Origin of the sequence: Sporolactobacillus putidus, from assembly GCF_014647035.1 — a bacterium.
In the GTDB taxonomy this organism is placed as follows: domain Bacteria; phylum Bacillota; class Bacilli; order Bacillales; family Sporolactobacillaceae; genus Sporolactobacillus; species Sporolactobacillus putidus.
In genome coordinates this window covers 212,169-234,956 of record NZ_BMOK01000001.1, presented here as the reverse complement: position 1 = coordinate 234,956, position 22,788 = coordinate 212,169, and the positions used below count along the sequence as shown (strand labels likewise).

Annotated in this window: 21 protein-coding genes and 2 other annotated features; of the genes, 20 read left to right on the top strand and 1 reads right to left on the bottom strand. The window is 50.0% G+C overall.

All coding sequences use genetic code 11. From position 1 onward, the window contains the following. Positions 1-102 precede the first annotated feature (102 nt). The 13 genes from mutM to rplT all read left to right on the top strand — a co-directional run bounded on the left by mutM (position 103) and on the right by rplT (position 11,702). Positions 103-942 (top strand): DNA-formamidopyrimidine glycosylase, encoded by an 840-nt coding sequence (mutM, locus tag IEX81_RS01230; protein WP_188801424.1) that lies wholly within the window; start codon positions 103-105, stop codon positions 940-942. Next, a complete protein-coding gene (gene coaE / locus IEX81_RS01225; RefSeq protein WP_308424054.1) occupies positions 939-1,532 on the top strand; it encodes a dephospho-CoA kinase in 594 nt (197 codons plus the stop codon). The genes mutM and coaE overlap by 4 nt, the downstream gene beginning before the upstream one ends. Before the next feature lie 106 nt (positions 1,533-1,638). After that, positions 1,639-2,130 carry a transcriptional regulator NrdR gene (gene nrdR / locus IEX81_RS01220; RefSeq protein ID WP_188801016.1) on the top strand — a complete coding sequence of 164 codons (492 nt, stop codon included), beginning with the start codon at positions 1,639-1,641 and terminating at the stop codon, positions 2,128-2,130. Positions 2,131-2,447: 317 nt separating this feature from the next. Further along, the gene (locus tag IEX81_RS01215; RefSeq protein WP_188801005.1) at positions 2,448-3,821 is read left to right on the top strand and encodes a replication initiation and membrane attachment family protein; all 1,374 of its coding nucleotides are present in this window, start codon (positions 2,448-2,450) and stop codon (positions 3,819-3,821) included. Positions 3,822-3,846: 25 nt separating this feature from the next. Then, positions 3,847-4,782 (top strand): primosomal protein DnaI, encoded by a 936-nt coding sequence (gene dnaI / locus IEX81_RS01210; protein WP_188801003.1) that lies wholly within the window; start codon positions 3,847-3,849, stop codon positions 4,780-4,782. A 146-nt stretch (positions 4,783-4,928) separates the two neighbouring features. Continuing rightward, positions 4,929-5,756: a putative sporulation protein YtxC gene (locus IEX81_RS01205; protein ID WP_188801001.1), complete on the top strand. Its 828-nt coding sequence runs from the start codon at positions 4,929-4,931 to the stop codon at positions 5,754-5,756. Between the two features lie 790 nt (positions 5,757-6,546). Further along, positions 6,547-6,789: a YrzI family small protein gene (locus IEX81_RS01200; RefSeq protein ID WP_188800999.1), complete on the top strand. Its 243-nt coding sequence runs from the start codon at positions 6,547-6,549 to the stop codon at positions 6,787-6,789. Positions 6,790-7,142: 353 nt separating this feature from the next. Then, positions 7,143-7,721, top strand: a complete 579-nt coding sequence (locus tag IEX81_RS01195; protein ID WP_188800997.1) for a DJ-1 family glyoxalase III — start codon at positions 7,143-7,145, stop codon at positions 7,719-7,721. 150 nt (positions 7,722-7,871) lie between these two features. Then, positions 7,872-8,027, top strand: a complete 156-nt coding sequence (locus tag IEX81_RS01190) for a hypothetical protein (protein ID WP_188800995.1) — start codon at positions 7,872-7,874, stop codon at positions 8,025-8,027. A 139-nt stretch (positions 8,028-8,166) separates the two neighbouring features. Then, on the top strand, positions 8,167-10,098 hold the full coding sequence (thrS, locus tag IEX81_RS01185; RefSeq protein ID WP_188800993.1) for a threonine--tRNA ligase: 1,932 nt from the start codon (positions 8,167-8,169) through the stop codon (positions 10,096-10,098). 141 nt (positions 10,099-10,239) lie between these two features. Further along, positions 10,240-10,358 (top strand) — a sequence feature (ribosomal protein L20 leader region). A gap of 188 nt (positions 10,359-10,546) precedes the next feature. Further along, positions 10,547-11,050, top strand: coding sequence for a translation initiation factor IF-3 (gene infC / locus IEX81_RS01180; RefSeq protein WP_188801422.1), 504 nt, complete (start codon positions 10,547-10,549; stop codon positions 11,048-11,050). A 52-nt stretch (positions 11,051-11,102) separates the two neighbouring features. After that, the gene (gene rpmI / locus IEX81_RS01175) at positions 11,103-11,297 is read left to right on the top strand and encodes a 50S ribosomal protein L35 (RefSeq protein WP_100488824.1); all 195 of its coding nucleotides are present in this window, start codon (positions 11,103-11,105) and stop codon (positions 11,295-11,297) included. A 51-nt stretch (positions 11,298-11,348) separates the two neighbouring features. Next, positions 11,349-11,702, top strand: coding sequence for a 50S ribosomal protein L20 (rplT, locus tag IEX81_RS01170; RefSeq protein ID WP_188800991.1), 354 nt, complete (start codon positions 11,349-11,351; stop codon positions 11,700-11,702). 307 nt (positions 11,703-12,009) lie between these two features. Here rplT and sspI read toward each other — a convergent pair whose 3' ends face one another. Beyond that, positions 12,010-12,213, bottom strand: coding sequence for a small acid-soluble spore protein SspI (gene sspI / locus IEX81_RS01165; RefSeq protein WP_188800989.1), 204 nt, complete (start codon positions 12,211-12,213; stop codon positions 12,010-12,012). A 139-nt stretch (positions 12,214-12,352) separates the two neighbouring features. Here sspI and IEX81_RS01160 point away from each other — a divergent pair, with 139 nt between their 5' ends. From IEX81_RS01160 to IEX81_RS01130, 7 genes are all read left to right on the top strand, one after another. After that, a complete protein-coding gene (locus tag IEX81_RS01160) occupies positions 12,353-13,120 on the top strand; it encodes a TrmH family RNA methyltransferase (RefSeq protein ID WP_188801421.1) in 768 nt (255 codons plus the stop codon). A 59-nt stretch (positions 13,121-13,179) separates the two neighbouring features. Beyond that, positions 13,180-13,413: a binding site (T-box leader), on the top strand. A gap of 49 nt (positions 13,414-13,462) precedes the next feature. Continuing rightward, positions 13,463-14,500, top strand: coding sequence for a phenylalanine--tRNA ligase subunit alpha (gene pheS, locus IEX81_RS01155; RefSeq protein ID WP_373292309.1), 1,038 nt, complete (start codon positions 13,463-13,465; stop codon positions 14,498-14,500). A gap of 16 nt (positions 14,501-14,516) precedes the next feature. Then, entirely contained in the window at positions 14,517-16,934 is a 2,418-nt protein-coding gene (gene pheT, locus IEX81_RS01150) for a phenylalanine--tRNA ligase subunit beta (RefSeq protein ID WP_188800987.1), read from the top strand. 61 nt (positions 16,935-16,995) lie between these two features. Then, positions 16,996-17,646 carry a hypothetical protein gene (locus tag IEX81_RS01145; RefSeq protein ID WP_188800985.1) on the top strand — a complete coding sequence of 217 codons (651 nt, stop codon included), beginning with the start codon at positions 16,996-16,998 and terminating at the stop codon, positions 17,644-17,646. A 152-nt stretch (positions 17,647-17,798) separates the two neighbouring features. Then, positions 17,799-18,347: a CvpA family protein gene (locus tag IEX81_RS01140; RefSeq protein WP_229727418.1), complete on the top strand. Its 549-nt coding sequence runs from the start codon at positions 17,799-17,801 to the stop codon at positions 18,345-18,347. Positions 18,348-18,404: 57 nt separating this feature from the next. Next, the gene (gene polX / locus IEX81_RS01135) at positions 18,405-20,126 is read left to right on the top strand and encodes a DNA polymerase/3'-5' exonuclease PolX (protein ID WP_188800983.1); all 1,722 of its coding nucleotides are present in this window, start codon (positions 18,405-18,407) and stop codon (positions 20,124-20,126) included. Between the two features lie 256 nt (positions 20,127-20,382). Next, positions 20,383-22,740 carry an endonuclease MutS2 gene (locus IEX81_RS01130; RefSeq protein WP_188800981.1) on the top strand — a complete coding sequence of 786 codons (2,358 nt, stop codon included), beginning with the start codon at positions 20,383-20,385 and terminating at the stop codon, positions 22,738-22,740. Positions 22,741-22,788: the final 48 nt, after the last annotated feature.

Genomic DNA, 22,788 nt, shown 5'->3' with positions numbered 1-22,788 from the left:
ACGCCCATCGCACGGCACCGATTAACCAGTTTCGGCGGCTTCTGCGCCGCACAGCTATTCATAAATTTATTTGAACCTAAGCTAAAAAGGGATGTACTGGCAATGCCGGAATTACCGGAAGTTGAAACCGTCAAGAGAACACTGAACAAACTGATCGTCGGTAAAACCGTTGAGCATGTCGAAGTCCGCTGGCCCAATATTATCAGGAGGCCGGAAGATGTCCGTGAATTTGCCCGGCAGATGGCAGGCGAAACGGTGCAGCATGTCGGCCGGAGGGGCAAGTTTCTGCTTTTTTGCTTTGACAACAAGGTGCTCGTATCCCATCTTAGGATGGAAGGGAGATACGAACTGAACCCGGAAAACATCTCCGCCGATAAATATACTCATGTGATTTTTCATTTTACGGATGGCACGTCTTTGCGTTATCGGGATGTCCGCAAATTCGGTACGATGCATCTTTTCAGGAAGGGCGAAGAGTGGAATATGCCCCCGCTGGAGAAGCTTGGGCCTGAACCGTTTTCCCGCTCTTTTTCAGTAGAAGGCTTGGCGGCGGACTGTCAAAAAACGGCACGGGCCATCAAGCCGATGCTGCTCGATCAGAGCGCGGTTGTCGGACTGGGGAATATTTATACGGATGAGGCGCTTTTCAGGGCGCGTATTCATCCGCTCACCCCCGCCGCGGCTCTGACTCTGCCGCAAATCGAAAAGCTTCACGAAGCCATTGTCGAAACGCTCTGCGAAGCAGTGAAAATGGGCGGAAGCACTGTCCGGACCTTTGTAAACAGCCAGGGACACACGGGCCTTTTTCAACAGAAGCTGCAGGCATACGGGCGCAAAGGCATGCCGTGTTCGCGCTGCGGGACGCCGATCGAGAAAATTAAAGTGGGCGGAAGGGGCACACATTTCTGTCCCGCCTGCCAGATCAGAGTGGCAGAATCATGATGAAAATCGGACTGACAGGCGGGATCGCCAGTGGAAAAAGCACGGTATCCGACTGGCTGAGGGCTCATCACTATCCATTGATCGACGCAGACCGGATTGCGCGCGAAGTGGTTGCTTCCGGTGAACCCGGACTGTCCGCAATAGTTAGCGCTTTCGGGCAGAACATCGTATTGAAAAACGGGACTCTGAACCGGCAGGCACTTGGCAAATTAATTTTCAGCGATGAAAAAAAACGCAGGCAGCTCAATGAGATTCTTCACCCGCTGATCAGAGAACGGATTAAATCCCGGATAAAACAGTTTCAGGATTCCGGTGTCCGTGCCGTTTTTCTTGATATACCTCTGCTGTTCGAGGGGTCTCTTGATCAGTGGACGGATAAGACCATTGTTGTCTATGTTTCAAAAGATAATCAGCTCAGGCGGCTGATGTCCAGAAATCATCTGACGGAACAAGAGGCGCTGGCCAGAATTGACTCGCAAATGTCTCTTGAAGAGAAAAGAAGACGGGCTGATGAAGTCATCGACAATAACGGTTCAGTCGAAGAAACGGAACGGCAGCTCCAGTCCATTTTGAGGCACTGGAACATTTAATAATTATCACAGCTTTATTCCGCTGCTTACGGACCTCTGCTTTTCATCCGGCTCCTTGTACGATAAAATAAAAGTATCATTCAATACTTGGATTGAGGTGGAGAGAATGCGCTGTCCAAGCTGTAAAAAAGACGGGACTAAGGTGCTGGACTCCCGTCCCGTGAACAGCGGGCGGGCGATTCGCAGAAGGAGAGAGTGCGAATTCTGTCATTACCGATTCACAACATTTGAAAAAGTTGAAGAGACTCCGCTGATTGTTGTGAAGAAAGGGGACAATCGCGAGGCCTTCAGCAGCAACAAGATCCTGCGCGGCTTAATTAAGGCATGCGAAAAGCGTCCGGTTCCGCTGGAAAGACTCGAAAACTTGGCCGCCAGCGTGGAAAAAAAGCTCCGTGATGACGGACGTTCTGAAGTGAACAGCCACGAGATCGGCGAGTTGGTTATGAATGAGCTGGCCAAAGTCGATGAAGTGGCTTATGTCCGTTTTGCCTCGGTTTACCGCCAGTTCAAAGATATCAATGTGTTCGCACAGGAGATTCAGGAGCTGAAGGATCAGCTGGAAAAAGAAAAAAATAGCCGTAGGAATTCTGCCGATTGAATTAATTTTTTCGGGTCTGTTTGAAAAGGCAACGCTGAAAAGCATCGGCGCGGATCCATCGTGTAAGATAAAGGACCCGCGGAAAAAATCATGCGGTCCGCGGCACATCCTGAACTTTTTGAACGCCCTCTTTTTATACTATAGGAAAGTTTAAAATTCAGCGGATTATAGTATAAGCAACCGAACAGATCGCCGCGTCCTGCGGCTTGTTCGGCTTAGGCCGTCCTGGCCGTCACAACTAAGCCTCTGGCTTCGCCTGAAGGCTTGCCAATCGGCAAGTTTTCTTTACAAGGCAAAGAATCGGAAGGGGGACGAGCATGCTACAATCATGGAGGGAAGTGCTTCCGGGTGATCATTATACGGTCAGAGCGGACGGGCTTCTTCACTATTATGATCAGAAAATCATGACACAGCTTTATCAGCCGCTCGTCGGTATTGAATCGACGAGTTTATATTTTACACTGTGGCAGGAGACCGAACATGGGCAAAGCGGTCAGGCGGCGACCCATCACCATTTAATGGGGATGATGAATCTTTCACTCGATCGGATCCTTAAGGCCAGAAAGAAGCTTGAAGCTGTCGGCCTGCTCCGCACGCTGAAAAAAAAGGATTCGGATCCTGTTTTCTTTATGTACCTGCTTGTGCCGCCGCTCACACCTAATCAGTTCTTTAATGACGGGCTTTTGAATGTCTTTCTGTATCATCAGGTCGGTTCACGGGACTATAATCGTTTGAGCAAACGATTTCTTGAAAAGCCCCTGGACGCAGAAAACTTTGAGGATTTGTCCGCCGCTTTCGATGAAGTGTTTGAATCCATTCCGGCAAGCGAGTTTTCCCGGGATTTAGAGGGCAGGGGCCGCTGGGAGGATCATGCCCACCCTCAGAAACTGAGGTTCCAAAATCATTTCGATTTCAGTCAGTTGAAAAGTTATCTGTCCGACGCCATTATTTCCGAGGATGCACTGACTGACAAAGTGAGAGGTGCCATTGAGAAACTGGCCTGCGTCTATCAGACGGATCCTTTCGATATGAGCAGGGCTGTCGAATCGGCATCCCTGCATACGGGAACGGTGGACATTGAGATGCTTAGAAAAGAAGTCCGGGACTACTACCGCCTGGAGCACGGGCCAAATGAGATGCCGGCTTTATACGAACGGACGCAGCCTGCAGAAGCATCCGAAATGGCCGGCAAAGTGCCGCAGAATGAGGAAGAACAGCTGATTTCCTGGTATGAGACGAATTCTCCGTATCAATTGCTTGAAGAGCTCGGGCACGGGAGCAAACCCGCCGCGCCCGATTTGCGCCTGGTGGAAAATCTGATGTTCGATACAAAACTGAACCCAGGTGTCATTAATGTGCTGATTGATTACATTTCGAAGGTAAACGATAATAATTTAAACAAGTCTTTTGTAGAAAAAGTGGCTGCCCAGTGGTCCAGAGAAAATGTGCGGACGGTACGCGAAGCCATGTCTGTGGCCCGTGACGAGAAGAAAAAGTATACACAGCAGAAACAGCGGGCCGGAACGAAGGAGGCGGCAGGCCGCAAAAAGCAGGGCCGTGTCCGCAGCGAGGTGGTACCGGAATGGATGAAAGAACAGAACAGAGCGGACGGCAAACATCAGACCGGAGTTACGGAAGAGGAAGCAAAAAAACGGGCCAAATGGCTTGAAGATTATTTAAATAGTATTTAATGATCAAAAGCAGGGGGGCGGGAATATGGAGCCAATCAAATCATTGATTCGGAACATTGCAGATGAGCAGGGCATTCGGCAGGACCGTGAGCGCATGGCGGAAAAACTGTTGTCCGCGAACCCAAGGATTCAAAGGTTTGTGCAGCAAAACCCGCAGATCGCAAGAACGGTCTGGCTGAAGAACGTTTCGGAACTGTATCAGTTTGCCGAAGAATGGAGCCATTGCGACCGCTGTCCGGGACTGGACAAGTGCCCGAATATGATGCAAGGCTACAGACCGGGGCTGATGAACGACAAAGACAGACCGGTCCTTGCCTTTTCACCGTGTCCCCTGTTTCAGGAACGCGCGGCCAGACAGCGGCAGAGCCAGTTGATCCGCAGCTATTATGTTCCGAAAGACATTTTGCGGGCAACGTTTGAAACTATTGATAAACTTGAACCGGGCCGCCAGCAGGCGCTGAAAGCCGCGGGTGACTTTGTCAAAGCCTATCTCGAAAACGGGGAGGCCGTAAAAGGACTGTACGTCTGCGGACAATTTGGTATTGGAAAAACGTACTTGATGGGCGCGATCATGAATCGTCTGGCCGAGCGCCGGTCCATAGCCTCGCTGATTGTCTACACACCGGATTTTTTCCGGGAAATTAAGGGAGCTATTCAGGATAATTCTGTGGACAGAAAACTGGATGTGCTGAAGAAAACCCCCGTTCTGATTCTCGACGATATCGGAGCGGAGACAATAACGCCATGGATCCGTGACGAAGTGCTGGGCAGTGTCCTCCAGTACCGGATGATGGAGCATCTCCCGACACTTTATACATCTAATTTTAACTATGATGAACTGGAAGATCATTTTTCATACTCGCAGAAAAGCGGTGTGGAAAATGTCAAGGCAAGGCGCCTGATGGAGCGTATCCGTCATTTTACCACACTAGTCCGGATGGAGGGTGCAAATCGCAGGTAGCCTCGGCGGAAACGTTTTTCCACGTTCATGGGAGTAACACGGATGAACAGAACTTTTTTTAAAAGAAAAAAGCAGGCAGCGGGAGCATGATCCGGGACTCCCTCCCATATAGTTTTTATATAAGATGGGACGGGGAGGATGAACCATTGGATATTGCATTTGAGTCGAAGCAGGAAGCGGTTGAATTTTACAGAGGGCTGCCTTCCACTTTCAGGCAGGCGGCGAATGTGCTCCTGATCAACAGCCGCCTGGCCGCTTTTCCTGAGATCGAATCCGATTACAAGGAATTTGCCCGTTTTATTTCACGGTTCATTATCGACAGATATGAAAAAGGATGGCTGACAGAGATCATTGAGAAGCACTATTTGTTTACCGAACCGGAGGAGAAGATTGCCATACTGGGCATTGTCAGCGCCATTTTTGCCGGAGAAAAGAACGATCTTCCGCAAGCGGGCGGGTTGCCCGACCGGAAACAGCTCATCATAGATTCACTGGCCGACATCCTGACGGAACACTGCACGCTGTCCCTTCAGTCTATTTTAAGATTCCGTCTCACGGCGTACCGCGAAGCTCTCCGCCGTTTTGTGGAGATTGCCATCGATGAATACAAGCTGGAGCAGGAATACCAGGTGTTCATTGACAAGCTGCGCCGCATTATACGGGCTTATAAACCGCTTTGCGAAAAAATAGAAGTGTTTGACGAGTCGCCTTTCAAATTATTTGACGACCGCCATCGGTTGATCCGCAACGTGCAGTCGGTGCGCTCTTTCTATCCATTATTAAAGCAGTGGGGAATCGATGCGGAGCCGTCGATTATTCTGACGCTTATTGCTCTTGCTCCCAAACAGGTCGTCGTGTATACTGACCGGCCGGAGCATGGTATGATGAAAACGCTGCATCAGGTGTTTGAAGACCGCGTCTGTTTTCTTCCCGGAAGTTTCCGTGCAGAAAACGAGGCCGGTTATTCACAGTAAGCTTAAACAGGGAGGCAAACCCGGTATAATAAAAAATACTGATTGTACCGCTAGCTTATGTTAGAGCTCAAAGGATGAAACAAACCGATGAAAAATATGACGGATTTTTTTCTTCATACGACGACAATTGAGCCCATTTAAAAATCAGCTAGTAAACGGAAGCTATTTTATGAAAAAAGGGGCTGAAAAGCTTATTTCCATGTGTTCGCAGAAGCACACAGCCGGACAATCGTCAGTAATGAGCAGAGAATCGACAGTAAAGGGTTAAGAATCAGCAGTAAATGGCAAAGAATCAACAGTAACGCTCAAAGAATCGACAGTAAACGACCTAGAATCAATAAGTGTGAAAAATCAGAACAAACCTGTGGGTAAATCATGAAGTGCCTGTATGAGCATCAGTATCTGTATGAGTTAAAGGGATACTCACATAAAAAATTAAAGGGCTTTACAAGGCAATTTTTTCCATATAGAATTAAAGTGTTATAAAAGATTTTAAGGAGGCTGTCACAACATGTTGATGAATAACGGAATCATTCATTCGGTTTCACCAATTGAATCTCAAGTTCTGATGGCCTCGGAAGCAGCTGCTTTGCATCATTGAAATGAAGAACCTTTAATCACTGAAGCGAACCGCAGGTCATCAATGACTGCGGTCTTTTTGCGCCCTTTTTGAGATAAGACCGTTTCGGCTTCACGCCGTTATGGTCTTTTTCTGTATATAAGACCGGCCACTTATCCATGGTGGGTCTTTATATAAATCATTCAATTACAAATAGGAGGCTGGTAAAGTATGCCAACGATTTTTTTGAAGAACAACACGTATCTTGCAGCACCGGTATTCATGAATAACGCCATTCGAAAACGGGAAGGGGGGAATCGAATGCTGAAACTGAACTTTCTGGCCTTTACACTGACAATCGCTGTAAAGCGGCCGCCATGCGCTCAGATACGTTATGAAGATGAGCAAAGAATTAAAACGCTGACGGAAAAAATACTCGACAGACGGATCGACTATTCGCGATACTACAGATAATAAGAACGATGTCTTAAAAAATCACTATGTTAAAGCTCAATGTTGATTTGTTCCTTTGCCGATTGAGCGGAAAGTGCGTGGATTGTCCGCAAAAAACGAACGCGCGGAGCGAGAAACAACAATCAAATTCAACAGAGCCAAAAAAATAAAAGGAGGTAAAAGCAATGATTAATCCGGTAGAGCGATATAAATATGCATGGTTTGAAAAGGATACGTTTTTTTTATAACTGCTTTTCGAAAATGTTTTGAACATTCATGATTTGTCTGTGCACTAAAAATAGCCGGGAATTTTGAAAGATCGCTTCTTAATATGCTACGATAAGTGTGTCAGTATTTTTTCGGAGGTGAATCTGTTGAAAAGATTTCTAGTATTGCTCGCGAACGGCTTTGAGGAAACAGAAGCGGTGACCGTCATCGATGTGCTCCGGAGGGGGGGCGTCGAAGTTGTCCTGTGCGCTCTTGATGATAAACGGGTTGAAGGATCCCGCCATATTGTGGTTCAGGCGGATACGACGATCGACAGCGGTCCGTTCACGGACTTCGACGGCATCTATCTCCCTGGCGGAGCAAAAGGAGCGGCGACACTGAGGGACGATGAACGGGCACAGAAACTGATCCGCTACTACAAAGAAAAGGGCAGGAAAGTTGCCGCAATTTGCGCCGCGCCGATTGCCCTGGAACGTGCCGGCATCCTGAAGGGCGAGACGGTGACGAGCAATCCGGATTTTCGCAGCCACATCAAGGATGCCGACTACAGCGAAGATCCTGTCGTTGTTTCCGGGAACATCATCACGTCCAGAGCCGCGGGGACCGCGCTTCCGATCGGACTGGAAATTCTCCGTCAGCTCGGTCTGAAGGAAGAGGCAAAACAGGTCAGCCGCGATATGCTGTTTGATTTTCTGATGAATAACCGGGAAAAAGTCAAGGCCTGAGCCAATTTAAACTTCTTCGGGCTGTCCGCGTTTTCCGGAGAAACTTGATTTTCAGCCGCAGACGGCCTATAATCGGTTTATACTTTGATAGAAGATCGGTGACGATGAGGACATGGGTCTTTCACGACCGTTTTTAGAGAGGGGACGCTGGTGCAAGTTCCTAACGGTGCGGGAGATTTACCGCCTCTGAACTTTGGCGGAGAACGAAAGCATCCGCTGACGGATTTTTTCCGTTATCAAAATCTTGAGCTGTTTCAGCGTGCCGGTTCAGTGCAGATAGCTGTCTGTTCCCGTACGGCCCGCTGAACAGGAACAAGGGTGGAACCACGAGAAAGTACTCGTCCCTTTTGCGGACGGGTGCTTTTTTTGCGTCGTACTGCCTTTCATCCATCATCCATTCTTTCGAAGAAATTACGGATCATTCGTAAACAGGGAGTGAAAGTCATTGTCAGAAATTCAACTCACTTTTCCCGATCAATCCGTTCGGGAATATCCGCAGGATGTGACAACGGAACAAGTAGCGGCATCTCTGTCGGCAAGCCTCAAGAAAAAAGCCGTCGCTGGAAAAATCAACCATGATTTGTATGATTTAAAAAGACCCATCCAAGAAAATGCCTCGATTGAAATTATTCCGCTTGATTCTGAAGAAGGGATTAAGATTATGCGGCACAGCTGTGCGCATCTGCTTGCCCAGGCACTGAGGCGCCTCTATCCCGAAGTCAAGCTTGGAATCGGGCCGGTTATTGAAAATGGCTTCTATTATGATGTGGATATGCCGCATTCACTGACGAAGGAAGATTTTCCGGCGATTGAAAAGGAAATGAAGAAAATCATTGGCGAAAATCTTCCAATTGTCCGCGAAGAGGTCTCCCGCGAGGAAGCCATCCGGATTTTTACGGAAATTAACGACCCTTTGAAACTTGAACTGATTCGTGATCTGCCGGAAGACGCAACGATCACTCTTTACAGGCAGGGTGAATATACGGATCTCTGCCGCGGTCCGCATCTGCCTTCGACCGGCAGGATTAAATCCTTTAAGCTGATGAGCGTTGCCGGTGCGTACTGGCGCGGCGACAGCAATAATAAGATGCTGCAGCGTGTTTACGGCGTGGCGTTCCTGAGTCAGAAAGATCTGGACAGTCATCTCCATTTTCTCGAAGAGGCACAGAAAAGAGATCATCGTAAGCTTGGCAAGCAGCTTGAGCTGTTCATGTTTTCGGAAGAGGCGCCTGGAATGCCTTTCTATCTGGCAAACGGTCAGATCATCCGGACGGAGCTGGAAAACTTTTCGCGTGAGCTGCAGCGCCAGGCCGACTATGAAGAAGTGCGTACCCCTTTAATGATGAATCAGCGACTTTGGGAGAACTCCGGCCACTGGGATCACTATCACGAAAATATGTATTTTACCAAGGTGGACGATGTCAACTATGCTCTGAAACCGATGAACTGTCCGGGCCATATGTTGATCTATAAAGACACGCTGCATTCCTATCGCGATCTGCCGATAAGGATTGCCGAATTCGGCCAGGTTCACCGCCACGAACTCAGCGGTGCGCTGAACGGCATGCTGCGTGTCCGTACATTCTGCCAGGATGACGCGCATATCTTTGTCAGACCGGATCAGATTGAAAGTGAAATTAAAAACATTTTTGAACTGATCGGTAAAATATACAGTACGTTCGGCTTCGACTATTCAGTTGAGCTCTCAACCCGTCCGGAAGATCACATGGGAAGCATTGAACTTTGGGATCAGGCGGAAGCTTCTCTAAGCCGCGTTCTTAATGATATGGAGATGCCTTTTACGATCAATGAAGGCGACGGTGCGTTCTACGGTCCCAAAATCGATTTTCACATTAAGGACGCTCTCGGACGGAGCCACCAATGCGCGACGATTCAGCTTGACTACCAGATGCCTGAAAAATTTGATCTAACCTACATTGATGAGAATAACGAAAGGGTCCGCCCGGTTGTCATCCATCGCGCTGTTTATGGTTCACTCGACCGGTTTTTCGGCATCCTGGTCGAACACTTCGCCGGGGCGTTCCCGACCTGGCTGGCGCCTGTTCAGGCGGAACTTATTCCGGTCGCGGATGTTCACCTGGACTATGTCTCCAAGCTTGAGCACGACTTGAAAGCAATCGGCATTCGGGCACATGCCGACCGCCGTGCGGAAAAACTGGGTTATAAGATCCGCGATGCGCAGACGCACAAAATTCCGTACACGCTTGTAATAGGCGATCAGGAAATCGAAAATCACACCCTGAACGTTCGTAAATATGGCGAACAGGAATCGAATACGGTCTCTTACGAAGCTTTTAAGGCTGGCATACTTGAAGAAATTAAAAACCGGATCACGAAAAAACCTGTCGTTAAATAATGCCTGATTCCTAGTAGAGGAATGCCGACCGTTAAAACCACTCTTTGATAAATAGAATTTAACTCGTTAGAATAAAAAGTGCCGATCCCAGCCTTGCAATATAAGCATTGACGTGCTATATTGTAATAGTTAATCGATATTGAGTGAAAGCAGAGGCGCCCGGCTTCTCACCTGGACGACGCAGAAATGCAGTTGTCGGGTCTGGATATAAGGTTGAATTTTCAATGCGGGCGTTTATGCGCCCGCATTTTTATTTTGACTGCTGAATAAGCAGATCAGGAAGAATCAGTGCAGGGTTCGGACTGAAGCTGCATCCCGCGGCATTTCAGAGCCAGAGTTTTCCGGCTGTTGCAGCCAGGCGGTCCGACCTTGCCAAATCATCTTTATGTTCATCTGGCCAGGAAACTTGCTCAACTTATTTTGGAGGTGGCTCAATATTAGCAAAGAAATGATTGTCAACGAGGGGATCCGCGCTCAGCAGGTTCGGCTGATTGGTCAAAATGGGGAACAAGTCGGCATTAAAACCAAGTCGGAAGCTTTGGCCCTGGCTCACCATGTCAATCTTGATCTAGTCATGGTTGCGCCCGGCGCCAAACCCCCGGTATGCCGCATCATGGACTACGGTAAATTCCGCTTCGAACAGCAGAAGAAGGACCGGGAAGCCCGCAAAAATCAAAAAGTCATCAGTCTCAAGGAAATTCGTCTGAGCCCGAGTATTGAGGAACACGACTTCAATACGAAAATGCGCAATGCGAAGAAATTTCTTGAGAAAGGCGACAAAGTCAAGGCCTCCGTCCGTTTTAGGGGACGGGCGATCACGCACTCCGATCTCGGACGGCAGGTTCTTGAAAAGCTGGCTCAGGAATGCGCGGATATCAGCGTGATTGAGGCAAAGCCGAAAATGGAAGGCCGAAGCATGTTCCTAGTGCTTGCCCCTAAGGCCGAAAAGTAAAATAAGCAACCAAGGAGCGCGTTTTAATAGGCTCCGTCAGGAGGAATTTTTTATGCCAAAAATGAAAACACACAAAGGTGCCGCAAAACGTTTCAAGAAAACCGGCACCGGAAAAATGAAACGGAACCATTCTTACACAAGCCATATGATGATCCATAAGTCTCAGAAACAAAAACGCAATCTGCGGAAGAGCGCCATCGCGACGTCTACTTTGGCAAAGAAAGTCAAAAAAATGATCAACGCTTAACTTAAAAAAAGAAAAGAACGGAACAGTTATTTTTTCTAGGAGGTTTTCAACATGGCAAGAGTAAAAGGCGGATATGTGACGCGGCGCAGACGCAAGAGAGTGCTGAAACTTGCAAAAGGCTATTTCGGTGCAAAACATAAATTATTCAAGGTGGCCCAGCAGCAGGTCTTCAAGTCGCTGGCCTATGCTTATCGTGACCGCCGTCAGACCAAACGTAATTTCCGCAAATTGTGGATTGCGCGAATTAACGCCGCAGCCCGGATTAACGGCTTGTCCTACAGCAAGCTGATCCACGGTCTGAAAACGGCCGGTATCGAAGTGAACCGCAAGATGCTGGCCGATCTCGCCGTTCATGATGCGGACGCATTTGCAACACTCGCTGAAAAAGCAAAAGCAGCTAAATAATATAGTTTGATAATAAATGAGAGCCCGTTCGAGTTGAGCGGACTCTCATTTATTATATTCAGGGGCGCATCGGGCAAAAGCCGGGGCAATCTCTACTTAGGCAGAGATTGGTCCTGTCAGGAGTGAATCGCCCGAAAAGAAGAGAGAATCGCCCAATCGCCCAATCGCTAAAAAAATATAAGGAAATCGCCCTGTTCAGTTGCCAATCGCCCGGTCATAGATTCTCGTCTTCATTTTCTGAAAGAAAATCGGGATAAACAGCATCCCGATTCCCGCATTCGTTCTTTTATGGTGATTGTTTTTTCGATTAAACGCCTTGTTCCAGTCGCGTGAGCATCTGATCGCGGAACGCAGCATCGGATTTGTTCCAGATCACTTCCATCAGGACGCCGAGCCCCGGCAGCATTTTTTCCTCGCCGTTGCGGATGGCGTCAACGATTGTCTCCTGAAGCTGTTCCTTGTTATTGCCGGATAAGTTGTGCAGTACTGCGCGGCGAATATCCAGATCCATGTGTAAATCGTGCCCCTTTCTTTAAGCATTTTATACAGGCAATATGGTATAGTATGGATTAAACACGCGGATATATGTATGAACGGAGTCATTACAGACAGAATAATTTCCTTTTAAAGGAGTCTTTTCTTTGAGACGAATGGTATCGCTGCAAAATGAGAAAGTGAAAAATTGGAAGAAGCTTCAAATGAAGAAATGGCGGGAAAAGGAGCGGATGTACCTGCTCGAAGGTCCTCATCTGTTGCAGGAAGCCCTTTTTACCGCGAACGATTGTCTGACAGACGTGATCATCGATGAAGGATTTCATCTGCCTCCGGACTGGCCGATAGCGGATGTGGAGGTTTATCAGGTCACTCATAAAATTTTTACCGAGCTGTCGCAGACGGAAACGCCGCAAGGAGTCATTGGCGTCTGCCGGATGATTCAGCCTGCTCTTTCCATTCAGAGAGGACGGTATCTGCTCGTCGATGGCGTACAGGATCCGGGCAATCTGGGCACACTGATCCGCACCGCGGACGCGTTCGGCCTCGATGCAGTGTTTCTGGGCGAAGGCTGTGTCGACGGCTACAACGCAAAAACGCTGCGCTCCGCACAGGGCTCCCACTTTCATCTCCCCGTTATCCATCGTGATCTGTTTGCCGTCGTGTCGGAGATGAAGAAGCTGGGTATTTCCCTCTACGGCTCGTCACTGCAAGGAAGGGACATGACGGCCACCGCTGTGTCCGGCCCTTATTTTGGCCTCGTGGTCGGCAATGAGGGGAACGGCGCATCACCGGAACTGCTCGCGGAAATGGATAAAGAAGTGAAAATTCCAATGGCCGGGCGAGCGGAATCAATGAATGTCGCGGTCGCTGCGGGAATTCTCCTCTACTGGCTTCAGACAAAGGGACTTGCACGCAGTGTGTAAAATGCCTATACTAAGTAAAGAATCTAATGCGAGGGTCTTGATGTTCCCTTTCGTAAACATGAAAAGCCGAGAAGGAGAGCAGTACTTCCGCACCGCCAAAAAGGGAGGACGCGCCATGGACTGAGAGCGCGCCTATGGGACGGACGGAACGAATTCACTCCGGAGCTGCCATTTGAACGCTGAATGTTAGTTAAGAATGGACCGGTCTGATCAACCGTTATTCAGATTTCTGAGTGGGCAGTGTTTTCAGAACGCTGTCAACAAGGGTGGTACCGCGATGCTTCGTCCCTTTTACAGGGATGGAGCTTTTTATTTTTCAATAAGAGAAAGGGTGAAGAAAAAATGTTGCAGGATAAGTTGCTCGAACTGAGAGATAAGGCATTGGAAAGTATCGGATCAGTAAGCAGCCTGAAGCAGCTTCAGGACGTTCATGTCCGTTATCTTGGGAAAAAGGGTCCGATTACCGAAGTGCTGAAGGGCATGGGCAAACTGGCAAAAGAAGAACGTCCGGTGATCGGACAGCTGGCGAATGATGTCAGAAAAGCGATAGGGGTCTGGATTGAAGAAAAAAAGGCTGAACTTGAGGCGGGAGTGCTGGAGGCGCAGCTGGAGAGCGAGAAGATCGATGTCACATTGCCGGGAAGAAAAGCTCAGATCGGCGCACACCACCTGCTGGCATCCGTCATCCGTGAGGTGGAGGATCTTTTTATCGGCCTTGGATTTTCGATTGCCGAAGGGCCTGAAGTGGAAGAAGACTATTACGCCTTTGAAGCGCTGAATCTTCCGAAAGATCATCCGGCCCGCGATATGCAGGACTCTTTTTACATCACAGATGAAATTCTGCTCCGTCCCCATACTTCGCCGATGCAGGCGCGGACTTTGGAAGCGCATAAGGGGGAGGGGCCGGTTAAAATCATTTGTCCCGGAAAAGTATATCGACGCGATAATGATGACGCGACACACTCGCATCAGTTCATGCAGATCGAGGGCCTCTGTGTGGATAAAAACGTCAGGCTGAGCGATCTGAAAGGGGTCCTGACCGTTTTTGCCAAGCACATGTTCGGTGCCGAACGTGAAATCCGGCTGCGGCCAAGTTTCTTCCCTTTCACAGAACCGTCTGTCGAAATGGATATTTCCTGTTTCAGGTGCGGCGGCCACGGATGCGCCGTCTGCAAGGGAACCGGCTGGATTGAAATTCTCGGTGCCGGCATGGTGCATCCGAACGTGCTCCGAATGTCCGGATTTAATCCATCGGTTTATACCGGATTCGCCTTCGGCATGGGGCCGGAGCGGATCGCGATGCTGAAATACGGTATTGAGGACATCAGAAATTTTTACACGGATGACATCCGTTTTCTGAAACAATTTAAACGGGCGTAAAGAGGAGGTTCAAGACATGTTGGTTTCATATAAATGGCTGCAGGATTACGTGGATCTGGATGGCGTGACTCCTGAAGAACTAGCGGACAGGATTACGAACGCGGGAATTGAAGTGGAGCATCTGACTTATCCCGGAAAGGACCTGAAAGGTATTGTTGTCGGGAAAGTGTCGGCGTGTGAACCGCATCCCGCATCGGATCACCTTCATCTGTGCCAGGTGGATCTGGGCGCGGAGACCGTTCAGATCGTCTGCGGCGCCCAGAATGTCGCTGCTGGCCAGAAGGTGCCTGTTGCGACGGTAGGTGCGCGGATTGGCGGCGGTGTACAAATCAGACGCTCGAAGTTCCGCGGTGAGGAATCGAACGGAATGATCTGCGCGCTGAGCGAATTGGGTGTGGACAGTGACCTCGTGCCGAAAGAGTATGCGGACGGCATCTACGTGTTCGATGAAGATGTTCCCGTCGGTGCCGACGCGCTGCCTTACCTTAACCTGGACGATGCGATTTTAGATCTTGATATTCTGGTCAGCAGCGCCCATTGCATGAACATGATCGGGGTCGCCCATGAAGTGGCTGCGATTTTTGATCGTCCGGTCCACATTCCGGCCCCGGATGTGATAGAGACAGATCAAGCGGCGGCGGATAAAATCAGTCTGAAAGTAGAAGCGGGGGAAAAAGTGCCGTATTATAGCGCGCGGCTGATCGAGGGCATCGAGGTTGCTTCTTCGCCACGCTGGATGCAGCTTCGTCTGATGGCCGCGGGTATCCGGCCGATCAGCAACGTTGTCGATATTTCCAACTACGTGATGCTTGAGTACGGGCAGCCGCTGCATACGTTTGATTTCGACGCCTTCGGATCGGATCGCGTGCTTGTCCGTTTTGCGGATCGGAATGAAACGATAAAAACGCTGGACGGCCAGGAGCGGACGCTGACCAAAGAGGACATAGTCATTACGAACGGCAAAGAAGCCGCGGCTGTCGCCGGAATCATGGGCGGCGAAAGCTCGGAGGTGACGCTGTCGACAAACAAAGTGCTTCTTGAGTCCGCCGTTTTCGATCCGATTTCAATCCGGAAAACCGCGGCCCGCCTGCAGATGCGCACAGATGCCAGCAGCCGCTTTGAGAAAAGGCTGGACAGGAACCGCGTCGCGCCGGCGTCCGACCGGGCCGCGGAACTGCTCGCAATATATGCGCACGCGCGTGTTTTAAAGGGCATTGTCGAACAAGGTGAACGGACGGTTCCGGAAACGGTAATCACCATGCCATGGAAAAAAATCAATCAGGTGCTTGGAGCAAATCTTTCTTTTGACGTGATCAAAGGAACACTCGGACGTCTTGGTTTTACTGTTAAGACCGAAGGCGATACGATACATGTCAAAGTTCCCGCCAGACGCTTTGATGTAGCCATTCCGGAAGATCTGGTCGAGGAAGTCGGGCGCATGTACGGATATGATCATATTCCTGCGACCCTGCCCGAAGGTTCCGCGGTTCAAGCGGAACTCACACCGTATCAGAAGCTCCGCAGACGCACTGAACGCCTGATGGAAAGTGCGGGGCTCACCCAGGCCTACACCTATTCGCTGACGACCGGCGATCACGCGTCGGCGTACACCGTTCATCCGGCTTCTGAAAAACAGGTGAAAGTCATTTGGCCGATGAGTGAAGAGCACGCCGTGCTTCGTCAGAGCATCGTGCCTCAGCTGATTGGTGTCGTCAAGTACCATCTGAACCGCCAGATGCCTGACGTGGCGCTCTACGAAATCGGAAAAGTCTTTATTCCGAAGCCGGGAAACCCGCGTCCCGGCGAAGAAGAGCATCTTGCCGGAGCCATTACCGGAAGATCCGCCGAACGCAGCTGGGAAGGTGAGGCCCGGCCGGTTGATTTTTATACAGTAAAAGGTGTTCTTGAAACTTTGTTCGAGTCGCTGGCTGTTTCTGAACGGATCGACTACCGTCCGGCCAGACGGGACGGACTGCATCCGGGTCAGACGGCGGAAATTTTTCTTGACGGAAAGGTGATCGGCTACGCAGGCGCCCTCCATCCGAAGGTTCAGAAAGACGCGGGCCTGAATGAAACCTTTGTCTTTGAAGTCGCCATCGAATCGCTGCTTAGAAAGAGCGAACCGGAGATCGCCTACAGAATCCTGCCGCGTTTTCCTTCAATCACGCGCGATATTGCCCTCGTGGTTGACCGGTCTGTTTCCGCGGCAGATCTTGACCGTGTCATTCGGGAGGCGGCCGGTCCGCTGCTTGCTTCAGTCAGACTTTTTGATGTTTACGAAGGAGCGCACGTCGCTGAAAATGAGAAATCGATGGCATTCTCGCTTGTCTATCTTGATCCCGAACGGACATTGACCGATGATGAAGTCAATGCAGTTCACGGACAGATTATCGACGCCTGCAGTCAGCGGCTGGGCGCGCAGCTCAGAAGTTAAGAGCGAATCAACAGAGGGTTAACGACGAAGAGGGGTTATTTTTCAGCTCTCTTCGTTTTTCATGTCCGGATCCTTTCAACATTTACACCGGCTTAGCCCAAAATATCCTCGTTTAGAGAAAAATATCGCCGTTCGCGGAAGAATATCGCCGTTCGCGAAGATATATCGCTGCTCAGCCGAAAATATCGCCGTTCGTGAAAATATATCGCTGTTCAGCCGAAAATATCACCGTTCGCGAAAATATATCGCTGTTCAGAGAAAAATATCGCCGTTCGCGAAAATATATCGCTGCTCAGCCGAAAATATCGCCGTTCGTGAAAATATATCGCTGTTCAGCCGAAAATATCGCCGTTCGCGAAAATATATCGCTGTTCAGCCGAAAATATCGCCGTTCGTGAAAATATATCGCTGCTCAGCCGAAAATATCGCCGTTCGCGAAGATATATCGCTGCTCAGCCGAAAATATCGCCGTTCGCGAAGATATATCGCTGCTCAGCCGAAAATATCGCCGTTCGCGAAGATATATCGCCGCTCAGCCGAAAATATCGCCGTTCGTGAAAATATATCGCTGCTCAGCCGAAAATATCGCCGTTCGCGGAAGAATATCACTGTTCACCAAAAAATATTGCCGCTCGCAAAAAATATTGTTGTTCAGCAAAACTATTGGCGCTGCATTTGCAAGCGGCTATTTTTCAAATGGCCGACTTTTTGATATGATGAACTTAGAGAATCATAATGCAGGATGGTCGCTGGGAATGAAAAAGGAATATCTTTCCACAGGGAAAGGGATTTACGTACCCCCGGAATACAGCCGGCATTATCGAAAATTTTTCGACACGCTTACAGAAAGATGGGATTGAACATATGCTGCTTAACATAATAATCTTACTGCTGCTTGCTGCAGGTTTCTTCACGGGATTCCGGCGCGGCCTGGTTCTTCAGCTCGTCCATCTTGCCGGATTTATCGTCTCTTATGTCGTCGCCTTTTTGTACTATAAACAACTGGCGGGGGTCCTCAAGTTCTGGCTACCCTCTCCGACGTCGGCCTCACACAGCGGAACGTTCAGTTTTTTAGGCAGTCTCAATCTGCAGTCCGCCTATTATCAGGCTATTGCTTTTGTCATTCTTTTTATTTCGTCAAAAATTGTGTTGAATATTCTTGGATCCATGCTTAATTTTCTGGCGGAAATGCCGATTATCCGTTCAGTGAATCATCTGTCCGGCGGTGTGCTCGGTTTTGTGGAAATCTATCTGATCGTCTTTCTCTTGCTTTACGCAGGTGCGCTGACACCGATGGGCGGCATTCAGTCTTCGATCAGCCACTCGTCGCTGGCCCAGTCAATTATTGGCAATACACCAGTATTTTCGAAAATGTTCAAAAGTATGTGGGTGGCTTTTATGTTCCGGGGATGATCCGCTGCCCGGCGATTCGGTAAATTTTTCTCCTTTTGGGGGAAAAGAGTGATCTGATTGAACAAAAAACAGATTATTGATAAATTGGATACCATTGCGCTCTATCTGGAAATTATAGGGGAAAACCCTTTTAAAGTGGCCGCCTACCGCAAAGCGGGACAGGCGCTGGAAACCGATCGGCGATCCATGGCCGGAATAGAAGATGTATCCGCGATCAAGGGCATCGGCCGGTCGACGTCACATGCCATAGAGGAACTGATGGCAACCGGCGAGTCATCCGTACTTCGGAGTCTGCAGGGAGAAATTCCCGAGAGCCTGCTCGGTCTGCTCAATATTGCGGGACTGGGAGGGAAGAAGATCGGCACATTGTACCGGGCCCTTCATGTAACCGACATGACGTCATTGCGGGAGGCCTGTGAACAGGGCCGTGTAAGCGGTCTGCCGGGTTTCGGGAAGAAGACGGAAGAAAAACTGCTGAAAGCGATTCAGGAAGGGAAAAACCGTCCGGAGATTCTGTCCATCGCTTATATGACGGATCTTGCGGAAAAAATAGAATCGATACTCGGAACGATTCCGGAAATCGGCCGTTTTTCCAGGGCGGGAAGCCTTCGGCGGGGAAAAGAGACCATGAAAGATCTCGATTTTGTGCTGGAGACTCAGGATCCTGAAGGAGCCGCAGACCGGATTCTGGAACGCCTGCCCGTGTCCGAAGTGATCGGGCGCGGGGACGCAAAAATAACAGTTCTGATGAATGACGGTTATAAAGTCTCTGTCGACTTTCGTTTGGCTTCGCCTGAAACTTTTATTACAACGCTTCATCATTTTACCGGATCTAAGGAACACAACATACTTATGCGCCATCTGGCAAAGGAACGCGGAGAAAAGATCAGTGAATACGGTGTTGAACTGGAGAACGGCCGCATGATCACCTTTTCCAGCGAGAACGAATTTTATCACCATTTCGGGCTGAACGAGATTCCGCCCGAGGTGCGAGAGGGGACGGACGAAGTAGACCAGGCGCGCCGCTCGCCGCTCGGACTGATCAAACTGTCGGATATTAAAGGCGATCTGCATATGCACTCTACGTGGAGCGACGGCTCGTACACTATTGAGGAAATGGCCGGAGCTATGAGAGCAAAAGGTTATGCGTACGCCTGTCTGACCGATCATTCCAAGTCGCTGAGAGTGGCTGACGGCCTTTCCGAGCGCCGGCTGCTCGATCAGCTAGAGGAAGTGGCGCGCGTCAACGCGCTGTACGATGACTTTACACTCTATTCAGGTGTCGAAATGGATATTCTTCCGGACGGAACGCTGGATTATACCAATGAAGTGCTTGAGAAACTTGATTTTGTCATCGCGTCCATTCATTCTTCTTTCAACCAGAGCCAGGCTGAAATCATGAGGCGGCTCGAGGCGGCATGCAGGAACCCTTATGTGCGGCTGATCGCCCATCCGACCGGCCGTCTGCTCGGGAAACGCAGCGGTTACCGCGCGGACATCGGCCGTCTGATTAAACTGGCGTCTGAAACAGGAACGGCATTGGAACTGAATGCGAACCGCAACCGGCTTGATCTGTCCGCTGAATGGGTTCGGAAAGCTCAGGAAGCGGGTGTTAAAATAGCGATCGATACGGACAGCCATTCTATGAAAATGATTGACGAAATGGGGCTGGGTGTCCGGACGGCCGCGCGCGGCTGGATACGACCGGAGAACGTGCTGAACACACTCTCGGCTGGTCAGTTTGCCGATTTTATCAAGCGGAAGAAGGTACCGTTTTAGGATGAAATAGAAAAAATCCTTTTTTTGCTGTCTCGAAATTTCTATCCGCTCTATTTTACACTATAGGAAAGTATAAAAATTTAAAGGATTATCGTGTAAGCGACCGAACAGATCGCCGCGTCCTGCGGCACGTTCGGCATTAGGCCGTCCTGGCCCCCCGCAACTAAGGCTCAGCCTGCGCCAGGGCTTGGCTTCGCCAAGTTTTCTAATATACAGTGTGATTTTTTTAATTATTCTCCAGAAGGAGATGCAGCTAGTGAACGAACATGCGCTTAAAGCGTTGGAATACGGAAAAATAAAGCAGAAGCTGATGAATTTCACGGCTTCTTCGCTTGGCAAGAACCTGATCGAGCAGCTTGCGCCATCAGGTGATGTACGAGAGGTCAGGGAACGCCAGGAGGAAACGGATGAGGGGGCCACGGTGCTGCGCCTGAAGGGGTCGGTGCCTTTCGGAGGGATCACCGATATCAGGCCGGGTTTGAAACGGTCCAAAATAGGGAGCATGCTTCAGGCAAGGGAATTGCTCGACATTGCCGATACAATCCGCGGTGCGCGTCTGATGAAAAATTTTATCCTCGATCTGGCTGAAGCCGAAAAGCTCGAACTGCCGATACTGACCGGGCTGGTCCGGGACATGGAGCCGGCGGGCGGTCTGGAACGGCAAATACGCAGCGCGATTGACGACCAGGGAGGGGTCATGGATTCGGCGAGTCCTGAACTCCGCCATATCCGCAGCCAGATCCGGACAGCCGACAGCCGTGTCAAACAGAAACTGGAAAGCATCGTGCATTCAAGCGGCACATCGAAAATGCTGTCGGACCCCATCATTACGATCCGCAACGATCGTCAGGTGATCCCGGTCAAACAGGAATACCGTGCCGCATTCGGCGGTATTGTGCATGATCAGTCGGCATCAGGTGCAACACTTTTCATTGAACCGCAGGCCATTGTCGACCTGAACAATCAGCTGAGCGAAGCCAGGGCGAAAGAGCGTCATGAAATTGAACGAATCCTGCGCGTGCTGACCGGGGAGACAGCGGAATCGGCGGATATTCTGTTAGAGCAGGTTGACCGCCTCGCTCATCTGGACTTTATTTTTGCGAAGGCTGATTATGGACACGCAATGAAAGGCTCGCGTCCAATGCTCAACGACCAGGGGATCATTAAACTGAAAAAGGCGCGCCATCCGCTAATTGACCCAGGGCACGTGGTGCCGATCGATGTTATTTTCGACGAGCATACCCATGCACTGATCATTACCGGTCCGAACACGGGGGGCAAGACCGTCTCGATGAAAACGATCGGCCTGGTGACACTGATGGCCCAGTCAGGGCTTCAGATACCTGCGGAAGACGGTTCCGAGATCGGTGTTTTCAAAAAAGTTTTCGCCGATATTGGCGATGAGCAGTCTATTGAACAGAGTCTCAGCACGTTCTCTTCACACATGACCAACATTGTCGGAATCATGCAGGAAGTCGATTTCGGCAGCCTTGTTTTATTCGATGAACTTGGCGCCGGCACCGATCCCCAGGAGGGGGCGGCGCTGTCGATCGCTATTCTGGATGCTGTTTATGCACAAGGGGCGACCATCGTCTGCACCACTCATTACAGCGAGCTGAAGGCGTATGCCTATGAAAGGCCGGGAGTCATGAACGCGAGCGTGGAATTCGATGTGGAGACGCTCAGTCCGACCTACCGGCTGCTGCTCGGCGTTCCCGGGCGCAGCAACGCGTTTGAAATTTCGAAAAAACTCGGTCTGCCGGCCGATATTATCGACGCTGCGAGACTTCAGATCAGCCGTGAAACGAACCAGGTCGACAAAATGATCGCCTCGCTGGAGAAGAACCGGAAGGCAGCGGAACAGGAAGAAGAAAGGGCGCGCCGGCTCAAGCTTGAGGCGGAAGAAAAAGAGGCATCTCTGACCAAACAGCTGAATGAACTGGAACAAAAGAAAGACCAGATTCTGAAACAGGCGAAGGAAAAAGCAGAACGCTCGCTGCGGGAAGCCCGGCTTGAAGCAGAGAAGATTATCGATGAGCTGCGTCATTACAGAGATCGGGGTCAGGTAAAAGAGCATCAGCTCATCGACGCGAAGACAAGGCTGTCCCATGCTCTGGACGCTCTGGACCAGCCGGACCGCAAAACGCCTTCCGTTCCGGTGAAGAAGGCGGCTGCCGGATTTAGTCCGGGCGACCATGTGAAGATTGTTAGCTTCGGGCAGGACGGCTATATCGTAGAAAAAATCAATGATCACGAATATCTCGTTCAGGCGGGAATACTTAAAATGAACGTGGCCGAAACGGATCTTAAAAGCGTCAGGGAAGAGAAAAAAGTGCGTCCCGTGGTCAATGTCCGCACGTCTGGCCAGACGGTGAAGCCGGAACTGGATCTGCGCGGCGAGCGCTACGAAGACGCGATGCTGAAAGTCGAAAAGTACCTGGACGAGGCAATGCTCGCCGGGTATCCGCGTGTTTCGATTATTCACGGGAAAGGAACCGGGGTGCTCCGAAAGGGTGTGACGAAACTGATCGAGAGGCACCCCAGGGTTAAAGATTCACGTCTCGGCAGCCAGGGTGAAGGCGGCAGCGGTGTGACGGTTGTCGAGTTCAAATAAACGCTTTTCGGGACGGAAGTCATCACGTGAGCTGAATAATAGCATCTC

Coding starts and splice junctions, on each gene's coding strand:
- IEX81_RS01215 (WP_188801005.1), top strand. CDS start 2,448: ATGCTACAATCATGGAGGGAAGTGCTTCCGGGTGATCATTATACGGTC.
- dnaI (WP_188801003.1), top strand. CDS start 3,847: ATGGAGCCAATCAAATCATTGATTCGGAACATTGCAGATGAGCAGGGC.
- pheT (WP_188800987.1), top strand. CDS start 14,517: ATGTTGGTTTCATATAAATGGCTGCAGGATTACGTGGATCTGGATGGC.
- pheS (WP_373292309.1), top strand. CDS start 13,463: ATGTTGCAGGATAAGTTGCTCGAACTGAGAGATAAGGCATTGGAAAGT.
- IEX81_RS01160 (WP_188801421.1), top strand. CDS start 12,353: ATGGTATCGCTGCAAAATGAGAAAGTGAAAAATTGGAAGAAGCTTCAA.
- sspI (WP_188800989.1), bottom strand. CDS start 12,213: ATGGATCTGGATATTCGCCGCGCAGTACTGCACAACTTATCCGGCAAT.
- IEX81_RS01140 (WP_229727418.1), top strand. CDS start 17,799: ATGCTGCTTAACATAATAATCTTACTGCTGCTTGCTGCAGGTTTCTTC.
- IEX81_RS01145 (WP_188800985.1), top strand. CDS start 16,996: ATGTCCGGATCCTTTCAACATTTACACCGGCTTAGCCCAAAATATCCT.
- rpmI (WP_100488824.1), top strand. CDS start 11,103: ATGCCAAAAATGAAAACACACAAAGGTGCCGCAAAACGTTTCAAGAAA.
- infC (WP_188801422.1), top strand. CDS start 10,547: ATGATTGTCAACGAGGGGATCCGCGCTCAGCAGGTTCGGCTGATTGGT.
- mutM (WP_188801424.1), top strand. CDS start 103: ATGCCGGAATTACCGGAAGTTGAAACCGTCAAGAGAACACTGAACAAA.
- IEX81_RS01200 (WP_188800999.1), top strand. CDS start 6,547: ATGCCAACGATTTTTTTGAAGAACAACACGTATCTTGCAGCACCGGTA.
- nrdR (WP_188801016.1), top strand. CDS start 1,639: ATGCGCTGTCCAAGCTGTAAAAAAGACGGGACTAAGGTGCTGGACTCC.
- coaE (WP_308424054.1), top strand. CDS start 939: ATGATGAAAATCGGACTGACAGGCGGGATCGCCAGTGGAAAAAGCACG.
- rplT (WP_188800991.1), top strand. CDS start 11,349: ATGGCAAGAGTAAAAGGCGGATATGTGACGCGGCGCAGACGCAAGAGA.